Raw genomic sequence first — 14925 nt, 5'->3', positions numbered from 1 at the left:
GATGGGGAAGGGGGAGCGGGAGCGCGGTGGGGCGGGACGCTAGGGCGCCTTATGCCCGGACGCAGCCCGGCGCTTGAACTGTTTCTCCATGGCGGCATCGACCTGGTCGGCCACCTGCTCGTCGTAGTGGTCCTGCATGGTGTCCTGCACCTGCTCGGTCACGTGGGCCGCCAGCTGGTCGCGGGCCAGTTTCCGCTGTGCCCGCATCAGGGCGGCATGCTCCTGGTGGAACGCCTTGGCCGTGGAAACGCACATCAGCAGGATGACCACACTGAAGGGCACCGCTGTGAGGATCGCGGCCGTCTGGATGGCTTCGAGGCCATTGGCGAGCAGCAGTGCGATCGCTGCTGCCGCAGCGGAGAGGGCCCAGAAGACGCGGATCCAGTTCTTCGGTTCGACGTCACCGCCGGTGGACAGCATGCCCATGACCAGGGCGCCGGAGTCGGCGGAGGTGATGAAGAAGATCGCGATCAGGAGGATGGCGCCCAAGGTAAGGACCGTTCCTCCCGGAAGGCCGCCCAGCATGCCAAAGAGCGCGCCTTCGGTGTCCACGCTGCCGTCTTCACCGACCAGGCCGCCGCCGCCGAACAGCTCGCGGTGCATGGCGGTGCCGCCCAGGACTGCGAACCAGAGGAACCCGATGGTGCTGGGAACCAGCAGCACGCCTGCCACGAACTGGCGGACAGTGCGGCCCTTGGAGATCCGGGCGATGAAGATGCCGACGAACGGCGCCCAGGAAATCCACCAGCCCCAATAGAACGTGGTCCACGCGGACTGCCACGCTTCGCCTTCCGTGCCGGCGAAGGCCAGGGTGTTGAAGGTCAGGCCGATCACGTTCTGCAGGTAGTTGCCGATGGACTGCACGAACTCGCGCAGCAGGAACAGGGTGGGTCCGGTGAACAGGACGAACAGCAGCAGCGTCCCGGCCAGGATGAGGTTGGTGTTGGAGAGCCACTTCATGCCCTTGCCCACACCGGACACCAAGGAGGCGATGGTGAGGGTGATGATGCACAGGATCAGTCCGATCTGCGTCATCTGCGTGGCTTGCATGATGTTGGCTTCTTCGAGGCCTGCGGAGATCTGCAGGACACCCAGTCCCAACGATGTCGCGACGCCGAACAAGGTGCCCACCAGTGCGACGACGTCGATCAGGTTGCCCCAGCCGCCGGCGACGCGGCGCTTGCCCAGCAGCGGTTCCAGGGTCCAGCGGATGGAGATGGGCCGACCCCTGCGGTGGACGGCATAGGCGATGGAGACTCCGACGACGACGTAGATCGCCCAGGCGTGCAGTCCCCAGTGCAGGTATGTCTGTGTGAGTGCCTGCTGGGCAAGCTGGATGGGAGTTCCCTCCACACCGGGCCGCGGGGAGGCGAAGTGGTTCAGGGGCTCGGCCACACCAAAGAAGACGAGTCCAATGCCCATCCCTGCGGCGAACAACAGCGCGAACCAGGACAAGACGGAGAACTCCGGCTCGTCGTCGTCCTTGCCGAGCTTGATGTCGCCGTAGCGGCTCAGCCCAATCCAGAGGGCGAAGACCACAAAGATCGCGATGGCCGCGACGTAGTACCAGCCGAACCAGCTGATGACGTTTGCCTGGATGGAGGAGAAAACGTCGGTCGCGGTGGCCGGGAAGGCGATGGCAAAGACTGAGAAGACCACAATGAGGCTCGCTGCGGGCCAGAAGACCCACTTCGCAATTCCCTTGCCCGCGGGGACGTCACCGGCGGGAGGCTCCCTGATCACCTCGGGATGCACGGATTCCTGTGCATCCGGCCCGTTGTGTTCGTCGATTCTCGCGCCCTCGGTGGCGGTCATGCCCTAACGTGCTCCTCCTGCGCCGTGAAGCGCTCAGATTACTCGGACGGGTGCTTCTGCGGATTCTCCACAGCCTGTAAGTATACTTACAATGCAAAAAACCGCAGTTCCCGTCGAAGTCCGGGGCCACCCCTCCGCACCCTAGGGACGGCTGCCGAAGCAGGAAGACGCAGGCCAGAGGCCTGTCAGGCGCCGCGGTAGTGCCCCGGCCACTCATCGGCCGGGATGCGTTTGATATCCCGCACCTCGCCGATGGTGCCCCACTCGTTGAGTCCGAGCCGGGAGAGCGGGCGGAGCTTATCGATCCGGGGGTGGGACTCGCCGTCGAGGGTATCCGCCTGGACCGCAGCGCAGGTGATCTCGCCATACACTACGAAGCAGTCTCCCACCGGGTGGATCTCATGCAGCCGGCATTCCAGTGCCACCGGAGACCCGGCAACCCGTGGCGGGCGCACGGTGGAACTGGGTTCCCGGTCGATCCCGGCGGCGTCGAACTCGCTGATGCCGGCAGCGAAACCGGTTCCGGTTGCGTTGATGGCTTCGAAAAGGTTCTCCGGGGCAAGGCTGATGACGAATTCGCCGGTTTCCCGGATGTTGCGCAGGGAATCCTTCTCCCCTACGGAGGTGAAGGAAACCACCGGAGGATTGACCGAGGCGATGGTGAAGAAGGAATGCGGGGCGAGGTTGTCCACTCCGTCGGAGGAAACCGTGGAAACCCAGGCGATGGGTCGGGGTACCACTACAGAGGTCAGGAGCCGGTAAAAGCTGCGTCCGCCCATGGCAGCGGGATCAAAATCCGTTTTCATGCTTTTGAGCTTAGACCGGTTCACAAATCGGGCCCGGACTGGGATTGTGGGTGCGGGGGCCCACAGCTGACGGACTACATGAAACCAGGTGCAGCATGGAACTGATCCCGGGCAATTCCCTTATTACGGCCACACCGGAAGAGGGCCGCAAGCTGGCGCTGGATATGGCCTTGCACAGCGTCTATGCCATTCAGCCGGACGAGGAAGTGCTCCGGGCGGGCCGCGACGTCTATACGACGGACCCGGAGGAGCTGATCGCATCCTCGCATGTAGTAGCCGTCGAGTTCGCCACCGTCGCCGCGGCCAACAACTACTGGCGCTGAGCTGAGCTGAGCTGAGCTGAACTGAACTGAACTGCGCCGTCGGCCGTGGAGCTTAGACAGTGCCCGGTGCAATGTTGTGGTTGCGGCGAAACAGGTTGCCCGGGTCCACGGACTGCTTCAGGGCCCTGAGCCGTGCCAGCTTGTCGCCGGAATAGACGCCCGGTGCAGCCTGCAGCGGGTCGTCAGCGCCCATGAAGTTCACGTACTGCCCGCCGCCGGCGTGCGGTTCCATGTCTGCCGAGAGCCCCCGCACGAACGCCGTGTGGTGCTCGTCGTCGGCCGGATCATTCCAATAACCGTAGATGTTCAGCCAGTAGCGGGCGTCGCGGACCGGGAACGACGTCGCGTCCTCCGGTATCCGGCCAAACGCACCGCCCATGTGGTGCAGGTCGAACCCTGTGCCGCGCCAGGATTGTTCCCGCGCGCGGCTGGCCAGCACGTCGATGAGGGCGGGGTCCAGGGAATTAAAGGACGTGTTCTTCCAGTAGGCACGGGATCCGTGCGGGAACACGCCGTCTACCGCGGACTGCCAGTCCAGCCACGGAGTCTGCTCCACCAGTTCGGCATCCGGGACGGCCAGGGCACGCAGCCGGTCGATGACGGCCTCCGCTTCCGCTTGGTCCTCACCCGCCCAGGCGAAGCCGACCGCCATGATCGGATCATCGCCCTGCTCCCATTCGGCTGGTGGAACCAGGAAGGACACGATCGTGGTGAGCTGGTCGGGCACATCGGCACTCCACGCGGAGAAGGCATGCAGGGCATTCTCGAACCGGTCGCCAAGATAGATCAGGTTCCCGCTGTAGACGCTTTCGGGCAGCGGCCACGCCCGGAACGTCAAGGACGTGACGACGCCGAAGTTCCCGCCTCCGCCGCGCAGCCCCCAGAACAATTCAGGGTTTTCCTCAGCTGAGGCGTGGACCGCGGTCCCGTCCGCTAGCACGACGTCGGCGGCCAGCAGGTTGTCCACGCTGAGCCCGTGGGACCGGGTCATCCACCCGACGCCGCCGCCCAGGGTCAGGCCCGCGACGCCGGTGCCTGAGACCACCCCCAGCGGAACGGCCAGGCCCACCGGCACGGTCGCCGAGTCGACGTCGGACAGGGTGGCGCCGCCTCCGACGGTCGCCGTGCCCGCCGCCGGATCGACCTCGACGCCCCGCAGATCGCCAAGATCGAGCACTATGCCGCCGTCGACCGTGCCGTTCCCGGCCACATTATGGCCGCCGCCGCGGACCGCCAGCGGCAGCCCGGTGGCCTGGGCAAAGGCGAGGACAGCTGCAACGTCCTCAGTATTGGCGGCACGCACGACGGCGGCAGGCTGCACATCGATCATCCCGTTCCAGACCCGGCGCCGGGCGTCGTAGCCCTCGTCGCCGAACAGGGTGAGGGATCCGCTGAGAGTATCCGCCAGGGCCGGATAAAGGCTGTCCGCCGGCTGCGGCCAGGCGACGGCATTGGGCGCTGCGTCAGGAGCTGGAATCTGGGTCATGGGTTCCTCCGCCTCGAACACACCAGGCCGTCCGGACCGGGGACGGGAAGGCTGGGAATCATGCTGTGCCAATTCTTCGCCTGCCGGACGCGGCTTTCAACGCTTTCCCGGAACCATGAAGCGGGCCGTCCGGCGCTGCCGGGCCGCGGGTCAGCGGGCAGGTGTTGTCTTTGGCCGGGACCGGACAAACACTGGTGGGGTGGGTTCGGCTCGTACCTGTGCAGCAGAGACGGCCGCCGCATCCGCGGTGGGCAGCTCCGCAACCCGGCAAGGAGAAAACGTGCAGATTCCGCCGGTCCACAGCGACCAGGTTGAGCAATGGACCCAGGCTTTCCAAGCCGCGTCCGCAGTTTGAGGCTGCCGAGTCCGCGATCCACTCCGCCGTCGTCGCACGGCTCGGGGACGACGGGCTGAATTACCACGACATCCAGCACCGGGTGAAGGGGCACAGTTCCCTGAACACGAAGCTGTCCCGGCTGCTGCCCGACGGTGCCCCGAAATATCCGGGCGGAATGCAGGACATCGATGACATCATCGGCCTGCGGGTCATCCTGTTCCTCGAATCGGACATCAGCAGTGCGATTGGGGCGCTCGCCGGAGCTTTCGACCAGCTCGGGCACGTCGACAAAGCCAGTGAGCAGCGCTCCCGCGGAGAGTTCGGCTATTCCGGCCAGCATCTGGTCCTCGCCGTTCCGGCCCGCCGGCCGCCGCCGGGGTGCGACGCGTTTGCCGGCCAGCGGTTCGAGGTGCAGCTGCGCACCATCCTGCAGCACGCCTGGGCCGAGTTCGAACATGACATCCGCTACAAGAACGGCGGCGAGGTGCCTCCCGAGGTCAACCGGGCGTTCACCCTGGCATCCGGGCTGATCGAGTTGGCGGACCGCGAGTTCGACACCATCAACGAGGTGGTCACCGCCCAAAAAGCGCTCGACGAACGCGAATCGGTGCAGGCGGTCACGGAACCTTCGCTGGAGCTCACCGCGGCCGCGGTCCGCGCCATCCTGGAGCATGAGCTGCCGCAGAATCCGCGCAGCCGCGCTGAACAGTATGAATGGCTGGTCGACGTGCTGCGGGCCAACGGAGTGGATACTGTTCCGTTGGCCTATGCGCTGTTCAAGACGGCGGACTGGGCGTTCGCGGCACGCCGGATTGAGTACCGTTTCCCGCCCGGGCACGTGCGCGCGGCCGACGACGTGCTGCTGCACCGCTTCGGCGCCGAGTACGTGGACCGCACACACTTCATGGACGACGACGGCACCCGCCGCGCGAAGCTGGAGTATCGGCTGCGGCGGCTGGGAGCGTAGGGCGGGGTCCCTCTCGCGCACGCCCACACCCCGCACCATCCGCCGAGAGGCCAGTTGCGGCTCTTTTCAGCGCTGAAACGAGCCGTAACTGTCCTCTCGATGGGCGGGGTGGGGATCAGCGCGTGTGGTGTACCTCCTGAAGTCCGTACACCGGAGTGGGCAGCCCCTCCATCCGCGCCTTGAGCTGAAGGGCCAGGAAGATCGAGTAGTGCCGGCTCTGGTGCAGGTTCCCGCCGTGGATCCACAGGTTGTCCACATTGGTGGGTTTCCACATGTTCCGCAGCTCGCCCTCCCACGGGCCCGGATCCTTGGTGGTGCCGGAGCCGTAGCCCCAGCACTTGCCCACCTGGTCGGCGACCTCCGGGGAGATCAGGTCCGCCAGCCAGTTGTTCATGGACCCGTACCCGGTGGCGTAGATGATGACGTCCGCGTCCAGCTCCGTACCGTCGTCGAGCACCGCACCGTTGCCGGTGAGCTTGGAAACCTGGCCCTGCTTGAGCTTCACCCGCCCGTCGATGATCAGCTGGGAGGCACCGACGTCGATGTAATAGCCGGAGCCGCGGCGCAGGTATTTGAGGAACAGGCCGGAACCGTCTTCGCCGAAATCGAGGTCGAACCCCGCCGCGCGGAGCTGGTCATAGAATTCGGCGTCGTGCGCGGCGATGGTGTCGTAGATGGGGATCTGGGCATCGGGCAGGATCCGGTAGGGGAGCGAGGCGAAGAGCATGTCCGCTTTTTCGGTGGTGGTGCCGGCGGCCAGCGCCCGCTCCGAGTAGAGGTCCCCGAGAGCGAACTCCATCAGCGAATCGCTGCGCACAATGTGGGTGGAAGAGCGCTGCAGCATGGTCACGTCCGCGCCGTGTTCCCAGAGATCGGCCGCTATGTCGTGGGCGGAGTTGTTGGAGCCGATGATCAGGGCCTTCTTACCGGTCTGATCTCCGCCGCCGGGGTACTTGGAGGAGTGGTACTGCTCGCCCAGGAAGGCCTTGGCGCCGTCGAACTCCGGAATGTTGGGGTAGCCGGAGACTCCCAGTGCGAACACCAGCTGCTGCGGACGGAGCGTGACCTCTTCGCCGCGCCGGCGCACGCGCAGTTCCCAGGTGCCGGCGTCGTCGTCATATGCGGCGCCCAGGCACTCGGTGCCGGACCAGTAGTCCAGTTCCATGATCGCGGTGTAGTGCTCCAGCCAGTCGCCGATCTTGTCCTTGGGAGCGAACACCGGCCAGTCATCGGGGAACTTCAGGTAGGGGAGATGGTCGTACCAGACCGGGTCATGCAGGGCGAGGGACTTGTAGCGTTTGCGCCAGGAGTCGCCTGCGCTCTCATTCCGCTCGATCACGATGGTGGGCACGTTCAGCCTGCGCAGCCGCGCGGCGAGGCCAATCCCGCCCTGCCCGCCGCCCACGATCACGCAGTACGGCTGGTCTTCGTAGCCCAGCCGGGACTGGTGCTCCTGTTTCTGCTCGAGCCAGGACTTCCGCCCGCGCTCGATGGTGTGTTCCACGCCCTTGGGGCGGTTGGCACCTTTCTGCTCCTCGAAGCCCTTCAGCTCCTGCATGATGGTGAGCAGGGTCCAGGCCTTGCCGTCGCGCAGCCGCAGGTGTCCCCAGCCGCGGGAGGGCGCCGTCTCGAAAGTAATCCACGCTTCGGTGACACCGTCGTCTCCCGTCGCAGGTTCGGCCAGGGCCCAGCCGGCGGGCTGGACATCGTCAAGGACGGCTTCCAGCATTTCAGCGATCTGCTGCCGTCCGTCGAGGGTTTTAAGGTTCCAGGTGAAGGAGACGAAGTCCCGCCAAAGTCCGTCTTCTTCGAACAAATCCGCCGCCGCCCCGGCATTGCGGTCCTGAAGCGCGGTATTGAATGCGGCAAGCCAGGCTTCCACACCCCGGTCCAGAGCTGTCTGTGCAGAATCAGCCATCTCCACTCCCTTGTGGTTCGGTTCTTGGTGCTCTCCAGTAAACGCCGGGTTGCTGCTGATAGGTAGGGTCCCAAACGGAATTCGCCGCACTCTCCTCCCCAACCATCGAGATGGCAGAAACTGCACGTATCAGCGCTGTAACGAGCCCTAACTGTCATCTCGATGGGCGGGGTTAGGCTGGAAGGAGTCCAACCCAAGGAGAAAACAGTGGCATCTTTGCTGACCCCGCTCATCACGTCCGCCGGCCTGATCGGCGGCTACAAGACCGCCCGTGACACCGGCAACCGCCAGCTCGGGGGAGCCGTTCTCGCCGTCGCGGGCGCTGCTGCGTTTGCACTCTGGAAGCGCGACGCCGGCACCGGCACCGCGGCAGCCCTCACCGGTGCCTACGTGGCAGCCTTCGGTCTCTCGCACCCCCTGGCCAAGAAGATGGGTGCCTGGCCGTCGGTCTACACCGTCACCGCGGCGACCGCGCTCGCGTCCCTGGTCTTCGGGCGGAAGAAGTAACCCCACCCCTCCGCCAACGCCGAGATAGCAGAAACTGCCCGTTTGAACGCTCAAACGGGCAGTTTCTGCTATCTCGATGGGGGGATGACGACGGCGAAGGATTCGCGCTTTACCGCCAGCCGGCGTCGGGGGCCACGAGCTTGACGATGTTCTCCAGCAGCGCCGCGTTGTAATCGACGCCCAGCTGGTTCGGCACCGTCACCAGCACGGTGTCCGCAAGCTGGACAGCGGCGTCGTCGGCCAATTCCTTGGCGATTACGTCCGGTTCGCCCACATAGCTGCGCCCGAACCGGGCCAGGCCGCCCTCCAGCCTGCCCACCTGGTCCCGGCCCTCAATCTGGGCCCGCACACCGAAGTAGCGGCGGTCTGCGTCAGAAACCAGCGGGATGATGCTCCGGCTCACGGAGACCTTGCCCTGCCCGGGATGCCCGGCAGCTTTCCACGCTTCCTTGTAGACGTGGATCTGCTCGGCCTGCAGTTCATCGAAGGGGACGCCGGTGTCCTCCGTCAGCAGGGTGGAGCTCATCAGGTTCATGCCCTGCTCGCCGGTCCACTTGGCCGTTGCCCGGGTGCCTGAACCCCACCAGATGCGGTCGCTGAGGCCGGGGGACTGGGGCTCGATAGGGAGCAGTCCCCGGTGCCCGGTCATCTCCGGGTTGGCGGGCGCCATGCCGCGGCCGGTGATGGCCGCGCGGAAAACATCGGTGTGGTGGCGGGCCATGTCGGCGTCGGTCTGCCCTTCGCCGGGTACGTAGCCGAACGCTTCGGCGCCGCGCAGCGCGGGCTCGGGGGATCCCCGGCTGATGCCGAGCTGCAACCTGCCGCCGCTGATCAGGTCTGTTGCTGCCGCTTCCTCTGCCATATACAGGGGGTTTTCGTACCGCATGTCGATCACGCCGGTGCCGAGGTCGATCCGCTTGGTGCGGGCAGCCATCGCGGCGAGCAGCGGGAACGGCGAGGCCTGCTGCGGGGCGAAATGGTGCACGCGCACAAACGCTCCGTCAGCACCGACTTCCTCCGCGGCAACGGCCAGGTCGATGGCCTGCAGGAGTGCGTCGCCGGCAGTGGGCGTCAGGGACCCCGGAACGTCTTGGTAATGGCCAAAGGAAAGGAATCCAATCTTCTTCACTTTCGTGTCAGCGCCCCCGCGCCGGAGGTTATTCCGGCTCACCCTGTTCTCGCCCCGCCGGCCAGGGCTAGAGTCCCCGACCATGGAAAACGAACTTGTGGAACTGGAAACGGCAGGCTGGCACGCGCTGTCCACCGGGCCCGCAGAGGCCACGGCGTTCTATGCCCGGGTGCTGGCCCGGGAGCCGGTGGTTATGCTGACCAACGGCCTGCGGATCACGGACCGGCAGCAGATCATCGAGTCAATGGGCGGACCGCCGTGGTCGGCGTTCGAGGTCATTGAGCCGCGGGAGGACTACCTGGGGAACGACGTCGGCGTCCTCACCTACAAGGTGCGCGCCGACCGGGACGGCACGCCGTACACGGCCCTGCTCAGCAGTGTGTATGCCAAGGAGGACGGCGAGTGGAAGCTTGCCCTGCACCAGCACACGCCGTACTAGCCGACGTGATCCGCCGGCGCGGCAACGGACAGCGGCGAGCCTCTCATTACGGACAAGCTGAGCTGCTCGACAAAGACGCAGCGGGAATCGCACGCCGGCTGCCGCGTCCCCCCCACGCCCACCCGGCGGACTCCCAGTACGGAGGATTCTCAGGGCAAAAGCACCGACGTAGGTGGCCGAGGTATCTGCGTGTGGAACAAGCTGCCGGTCAGTGGCTGGAAGTGCCCCGCCGCGATGTGAGCACCGGGCGGATCAGCGCATCGGAGACGGCGCCGGTGGCCCAGGAATAGATGCTCTTGTGCAGCACGTCCACGACCTGGTCCTGCCGGTTCCAGGTGGGCGGCGGGGCGCCAACGCCGGTGGCGTTCTCCAAGGTCTGGTCGGTGGCCAGACGGACCACTGTGTGCCATATGTTAGCCAGCGGGCCGCGGATGCCTGTCACAGACCAGATGCCTCGCAGCGCGCCCAACGCCGCACCGGTGCCCCAGTGCATCGTGTGGTTCCAGACCGGGGACTGCGGCTCATCGCCGGGTTTGCGCCCTAGCAAGGTGAGCAAGGTCCGGGCCGGCACGTAGGAGTTGGGCATCGTTGCCGATGTTCCGTTCCACCATAACGGCCGTTTGCCGGCGGCCGAGGCGTGTATGCCAAGGAAGGGGGCGAGCGGTGGCCCGCTCTGCATCACCACCCCTGCCGCACCGGAGCAGCGGCATAGCAATGCGCGCATTCGTTACAGCGAAGCACCGATATAGCTGAGAAGCGTGGTCGATTTTTACTTGCTCTTGGACTTCTTGCATTCAATGGATCTGGACCTCGCCATTGTTGACGATGGCGTTCTCCCCCTTCTGACAGCGTTTCGTCGCTTCCTCAGTCTCAATCGGGTTCCTCTGCTGCCGTACCTTTGCTGAGAGGACTACACCGAAGCCGCAACACGCTCCGCAACCAGTTCCTGCAAATCAGCAACAGTACGGCCGGCAAGAGTTTCCCAGCGCGTGATGCCGGGCTGCTCCGGAACGTCGACGGCGTTTGGGACCGCCACAGTCACGGCACCGGAGGCTTTCGCCGACGCCACGCCCGGCAACGAATCCTCTACGGCGACGACGCGGTTGAGGTCGATGTCCTCACGCAGCTCCTTGCCCATGAGCTGTGCCGCCAACAGGTAGGGTTCTGGGTCCGGCTTGCCGCGCGCAACCATCTCGCCCGTGACCAGGAACCGGAACGTGCCGGCGGGGAGCTGCTCAGCGATGACTCCGGCCAGCAGCTTTTCGCTCATGGTCACCATCGCGCAGGGAATCCCGGCGCCGCAGAGTTCGGCCAGCATCTCACGGGCACCAGGCCGCCAGGGGATTTCACGCCGTACCGACCGGACCACGCTTTCCAAGAGGGTATCGAGGATCTCCCGGATCCCCAGATCGGCCCCTGCTTGCTGAAGTGCACGCGCCGAATCGGGCAGGGCATTGCCAACCAGTTCCATGGCCTGCTCATCGCTCCAGCGAACACCAAACCGGGCCATCAGCTCCTTCTCGGCGGCGAACCAATACGGTTCGGTGTCCACGAGCGTGCCGTCCATATCCCAGAGGACTGCCTGCAGAGCGGGATGTGGCGACAAAGATTCCTCCTGGACAGTGGCCGCAGGATCCTGCGGCGCAAAAAGCGGATAGGGCACGACGACGGCGAAGACCCAGACTGATCGTGGCAGGACGCTGCACTTCCGTCAAAACCTGCGTCCCGTCGAAACCTGAGTCCGGTCAGCCGGCGTCCCGCGAGGCCGGCGACGGCCTAGAGGGCTTCTGCCTTGCGCCGGCTGCTGCGGGCGACGAAGTAAATGGCCGCTGGAACAGCCGAGATCGCCAGGCCCGCGATCATCAGGAACCACGTGGCGCCGTTGACGGGGCTGGTCCGATCTTCAAGGTACGGGCTGAGAACGACGATTTTTTCGGGCGCAGCGGGATCGGCATAGAGTTCCACGAGTTCCCCCGGGCGCCATTCAGGTTCGGGATAGCCGTCTTTGGAGTGGGACCGGTGTTCCACCGTCCCCGAGAATGAATCCCCGCCCACCGAATAGCTGACCACCGCTTCCGTCTCCGTCGTGTAGGACCTGTCGCTGTTTCTGGGGTGCCGTGTCGACGTCTCGGTCGAAACCGATTCCACCAGGGCCTGGACCTGGACCCCCTCCGCGGAGAGCCGGTAATACTCCGTGTTGTCGAGCACCGTTTTCACGGTCCAGCCGCCGAAGACGAGGAGGGAAAGAATGGTCAGGGCGCCGGTTACACGCTGCACCACGCGCATATTCCGTGCCAGCCGCTTCCCATTCCACCCTGGGGCGAAGTAGCCGTTGCCGGCGCCGTCGTTCAGGTAGATTCCGCGCCAGGCGTGCCGGCCATAGGCCACCTCCATGGCGTACCTGCTGGTATTGCGGTGAGGGGAGCGGGTCCAGCCTTCGGGTACTTCGAACGGCCTGGGCTGCGTCGGCGCACTGTCCGCCTGTGGCCTGTTGTCGCTGTTTTGCACCTTGGCAGAATACCGGCAGGCCGGGAACGTTTAACCTACGGTTACAGCTTGTGGCCAGGAGTGTGCATCCGCAGGAACTCCAGCACCGGCGCGGCCAGCGCAGCCCCGATCACATCCTGCGGCCGCTTGTTCCCGGCTACCTCGAACATGTGGTTTCCACCTTCGATGCGCTCGACGACGGCGTTGGGGCCGATCTTCTCCGCGATGGGTTCCAGCTCGCCGGGCAGGGCAAACGGATCCCGGGTGCCCTGCAGGAACAGCATGGGCAGCGTCAGGCCGTACAGATGCTCGTCGCGCAGCTTCTCCGGTTTGCCCGGCGGGTGCAGCGGGTAGCCGAGGAACGCGAGTCCGGCAGCCTGCATCCCCTCGGCCACCGCCATCGAGGCCATCCGCCCGCCGAAGGACTTCCCGCAGGCCCAGACGGGGACCCCGCCGGCGTTGTCTTCGGCTGCGAACATCACTGCACGCCAGGCCGCAATCGCTGCCGGTGCGCGGTCGGGAAATTTCTTCCCGGCCTCCCGGTAGGGGAAGTTGAAGCGCCAGGTTGCCACGCCGCCGTCGTTCATTGCGTCCGTGAAGCCGGTTAGGAAGGGATGCTCCATGCCGCTGCCCGCTCCGTGGGCTACCACCATGGACGCCCACGCATCAGACGGCCGCGCGAACACGGCGCTGACAGTGCCGTCACCTACGTTGACGGTTAGTTCTTCGGACTCCACTGGCATGCGTTCCAATTTACGCCCAGCAGCCGCGGGGAATCACAGGGGAAGTGCCCCTTCTTCCTTCAGCGTCTTCATCACAATCGTGCTGGTCAGTTTTTCCACACCGGGCAGCCCGACCAGGACCTCGTCGTAGAACTGCTGGTAGGCCGACAGGTCGGCTGCGACGACCTTCAGCAGGAAGTCGGGGTTGCCAAAGAGGCGGTCCGCCGCCACGATCTGCCCGCAGCGGCCCACCTCCTCCTCGAACGCGAGCATGTGGGCCCGGTCCCGGAGCGTAACGAAAACCAGCGCCTGGAAGCCGAGCCCAACAGCGGCCGGATCCACCACAGCGCGGTAGCCGGTCAGCACGCCACGGCGTTCGAGTTCCTTGATGCGCCGGTGGCACGGAGCCACGGTCAGGCCCACTTCGGCCGCCACCGCAGTGGCAGACATTCGCCCGTCTTTTTGGAGCAAGCGCAAAATTTTCCGGTCAATGGCATCAGTCACGCAAAAATCTTATCTTTTCAGCCCTGATAGTGGCATTTACGGGTCAGCACTTTTCGCGCCCGGATCCCTAGGCTTGAGCTCATGGAATTTCAGCAGCTCGCAGGCTTCGCGGCCGTCTCCGTTACCTTGGCCATGACGCCGGGTGCAGACTGGGCCTACTGCATCTCGTCAGGGCTGCGGGCCCGCCGGGTTGCCCCGGCCGTCGCGGGACTCTGCGCGGGCTATCTTTTCCATACCGCCCTGATCGTCGCCGGGCTGGCCGCGGTCATCGCGGCGACGCCGCAGCTGCTGACCGGACTGACCCTTCTGGGTGCGGCCTACCTGCTGTGGCTCGGGGTCACCACCATCCGCACGTGGCGCACCGCCGGATTCACGGCGGACACGACGACGGCGTCCGCTGAGGGTGGAGCTGCTGCCGCACCCGTGCGGGCCGGCGGCAGCGTGGCACTCCTGACCCGGCCGGCCCCGCCGCGCTCTGACACTCGGCGGGACTTCCTGAAGGGAATGGGAACCAGCGGCACCAACCCCAAAGCGCTGCTGCTGTACCTGGCCCTGATTCCGCAGTTCGTCGACCCCGGCGCTGCCCTCGCCGTGCCACTGCAGACGCTGGTCCTGGGGCTGTCCCACTTCGCCGTGTCCATCGTCGTCTACACGTGTGTTTCCCTGGCCGCCCGCCGGCTGCTGCGTTCGCGGCCCGCCGGCGCCCGCGCCGTCACGCTGGGCAGCGGCGTCATCATGGTGTGCGTGTCCCTGGTGCTGCTCACCGAGCAAGCCGCCTCGCTGCTGGCCTGAACCGCCGATTCGCCCCTGCCGAACCCTGACCCGATACTGGAAAGCATGACATCACTGCACACTGACACCCTTCCGGCCAGGGGGCCGGAGGCGGTGACGGTCTCCATCACCCGGCGGGTCGATCCCCGCCGCGTGTCCGAGGCCACGCACTGGGTCCAGGAGGGCGTCAACCTCGCCAATACCTGGCCCGGGTTCCTTGGCTCCGGATGGGTCCGCGCCTCCGCCACCTCCGATGAATGGCACATGCTGTACCGGTTCGCCGACGCAGCGGCGCTGGACGCGTGGGAGCACTCCGAACCGCGCCGGTCCTGGCTCGAACGGGGCCGGGACATGGTGGAAGACCGGACCGTCACCCGCCGCACCGGAATTGAAGGCTGGTTCGACGCGCCGTCGTCCACCACTGACCTGGAAGCTCCGGTCAAGCCGCCGCGCTGGAAGCAGGCCATCGCCATCTGGCTTGGCTTCTTCCCGGTCAACCTGGCCTTCACCTGGCTGGTCGCCCTCGCCGTTCCCGGCTGGGACGACGTCCTGATGCCCCTGCGCGTCTTCATCACGACTGCGATCCTCACCCCGATCATGGCCTACTGGGTGCTGCCCTGGGTCACCGGCCTGCTGCAGCCGTGGCTGCCGCGCCGCCGCGCCTAACCACACGTACATAGAACGACGGCGCCCCCCCGGCATAAATACCCGGCC

Annotated in this window: 16 protein-coding genes; 6 read left to right on the top strand and 10 right to left on the bottom strand. The window is 65.8% G+C overall.

The features are described from left to right. Nucleotides 1-39: 39 nt before the first annotated feature. Together TVB01_RS15945 and TVB01_RS15940 are read right to left on the bottom strand one after the other, a co-directional pair. Nucleotides 40-1815 (bottom strand): BCCT family transporter, encoded by a 1776-nt coding sequence (locus tag TVB01_RS15945; RefSeq protein WP_422456888.1) that lies wholly within the window; start codon nucleotides 1813-1815, stop codon nucleotides 40-42. Nucleotides 1816-2000: 185 nt separating this feature from the next. Next, a complete protein-coding gene (locus TVB01_RS15940) occupies nucleotides 2001-2621 on the bottom strand; it encodes a flavin reductase family protein (protein ID WP_422456887.1) in 621 nt (206 codons plus the stop codon). 95 nt (nucleotides 2622-2716) lie between these two features. On the opposite strand from TVB01_RS15940, the gene TVB01_RS15935 reads away from it, so the two are divergent. Beyond that, complete coding sequence (locus TVB01_RS15935; RefSeq protein ID WP_422456886.1) at nucleotides 2717-2944, top strand: hexameric tyrosine-coordinated heme protein; 228 nt, start codon at nucleotides 2717-2719, stop codon at nucleotides 2942-2944. 52 nt (nucleotides 2945-2996) lie between these two features. Here TVB01_RS15935 and TVB01_RS15930 read toward each other — a convergent pair whose 3' ends face one another. After that, nucleotides 2997-4430: an FAD-binding oxidoreductase gene (locus TVB01_RS15930; protein ID WP_422456885.1), complete on the bottom strand. Its 1434-nt coding sequence runs from the start codon at nucleotides 4428-4430 to the stop codon at nucleotides 2997-2999. Between the two features lie 311 nt (nucleotides 4431-4741). Between TVB01_RS15930 and TVB01_RS15925 the strand changes: the two genes are divergently transcribed. Then, nucleotides 4742-5734, top strand: a complete 993-nt coding sequence (locus TVB01_RS15925) for a GTP pyrophosphokinase (protein WP_422456884.1) — start codon at nucleotides 4742-4744, stop codon at nucleotides 5732-5734. Nucleotides 5735-5849: 115 nt separating this feature from the next. On the opposite strand, the gene TVB01_RS15920 is transcribed toward TVB01_RS15925, so the two are convergent. Beyond that, nucleotides 5850-7652 carry an NAD(P)-binding domain-containing protein gene (locus tag TVB01_RS15920; protein WP_422456883.1) on the bottom strand — a complete coding sequence of 601 codons (1803 nt, stop codon included), beginning with the start codon at nucleotides 7650-7652 and terminating at the stop codon, nucleotides 5850-5852. Between the two features lie 207 nt (nucleotides 7653-7859). On the opposite strand from TVB01_RS15920, the gene TVB01_RS15915 reads away from it, so the two are divergent. Continuing rightward, nucleotides 7860-8159, top strand: a complete 300-nt coding sequence (locus TVB01_RS15915; protein ID WP_422456882.1) for a hypothetical protein — start codon at nucleotides 7860-7862, stop codon at nucleotides 8157-8159. Nucleotides 8160-8268: 109 nt separating this feature from the next. On the opposite strand, the gene TVB01_RS15910 is transcribed toward TVB01_RS15915, so the two are convergent. Beyond that, nucleotides 8269-9288 carry an LLM class flavin-dependent oxidoreductase gene (locus TVB01_RS15910; RefSeq protein WP_422456881.1) on the bottom strand — a complete coding sequence of 340 codons (1020 nt, stop codon included), beginning with the start codon at nucleotides 9286-9288 and terminating at the stop codon, nucleotides 8269-8271. A gap of 82 nt (nucleotides 9289-9370) precedes the next feature. On the opposite strand from TVB01_RS15910, the gene TVB01_RS15905 reads away from it, so the two are divergent. Continuing rightward, nucleotides 9371-9727, top strand: a complete 357-nt coding sequence (locus TVB01_RS15905) for a DUF4440 domain-containing protein (RefSeq protein WP_422456880.1) — start codon at nucleotides 9371-9373, stop codon at nucleotides 9725-9727. A 208-nt stretch (nucleotides 9728-9935) separates the two neighbouring features. Here TVB01_RS15905 and TVB01_RS15900 read toward each other — a convergent pair whose 3' ends face one another. From TVB01_RS15900 to TVB01_RS15880, 5 genes are all read right to left on the bottom strand, one after another. Next, nucleotides 9936-10313, bottom strand: coding sequence for a hypothetical protein (locus TVB01_RS15900; RefSeq protein WP_422456879.1), 378 nt, complete (start codon nucleotides 10311-10313; stop codon nucleotides 9936-9938). 324 nt (nucleotides 10314-10637) lie between these two features. Further along, nucleotides 10638-11333 (bottom strand): HAD family hydrolase, encoded by a 696-nt coding sequence (locus tag TVB01_RS15895; RefSeq protein ID WP_422456878.1) that lies wholly within the window; start codon nucleotides 11331-11333, stop codon nucleotides 10638-10640. A gap of 170 nt (nucleotides 11334-11503) precedes the next feature. Continuing rightward, the gene (locus TVB01_RS15890) at nucleotides 11504-12235 is read right to left on the bottom strand and encodes a DUF3592 domain-containing protein (protein ID WP_422456877.1); all 732 of its coding nucleotides are present in this window, start codon (nucleotides 12233-12235) and stop codon (nucleotides 11504-11506) included. A gap of 41 nt (nucleotides 12236-12276) precedes the next feature. Continuing rightward, the gene (locus TVB01_RS15885) at nucleotides 12277-12957 is read right to left on the bottom strand and encodes an alpha/beta family hydrolase (RefSeq protein ID WP_422456876.1); all 681 of its coding nucleotides are present in this window, start codon (nucleotides 12955-12957) and stop codon (nucleotides 12277-12279) included. A gap of 33 nt (nucleotides 12958-12990) precedes the next feature. Next, nucleotides 12991-13440, bottom strand: coding sequence for an Lrp/AsnC family transcriptional regulator (locus TVB01_RS15880; RefSeq protein WP_422456875.1), 450 nt, complete (start codon nucleotides 13438-13440; stop codon nucleotides 12991-12993). 81 nt (nucleotides 13441-13521) lie between these two features. Between TVB01_RS15880 and TVB01_RS15875 the strand changes: the two genes are divergently transcribed. Beyond that, nucleotides 13522-14232, top strand: coding sequence for a LysE family translocator (locus TVB01_RS15875; RefSeq protein WP_422456874.1), 711 nt, complete (start codon nucleotides 13522-13524; stop codon nucleotides 14230-14232). Nucleotides 14233-14277: 45 nt separating this feature from the next. Further along, nucleotides 14278-14877, top strand: a complete 600-nt coding sequence (locus TVB01_RS15870; protein ID WP_422456873.1) for an antibiotic biosynthesis monooxygenase — start codon at nucleotides 14278-14280, stop codon at nucleotides 14875-14877. Nucleotides 14878-14925: the final 48 nt, after the last annotated feature.

It is taken from the genome of Arthrobacter sp. 7Tela_A1 (assembly GCF_049311065.1).
Taxonomy (GTDB): domain Bacteria; phylum Actinomycetota; class Actinomycetes; order Actinomycetales; family Micrococcaceae; genus Arthrobacter_B.
This window is presented reverse-complemented; position numbering and strand designations above follow the sequence as displayed.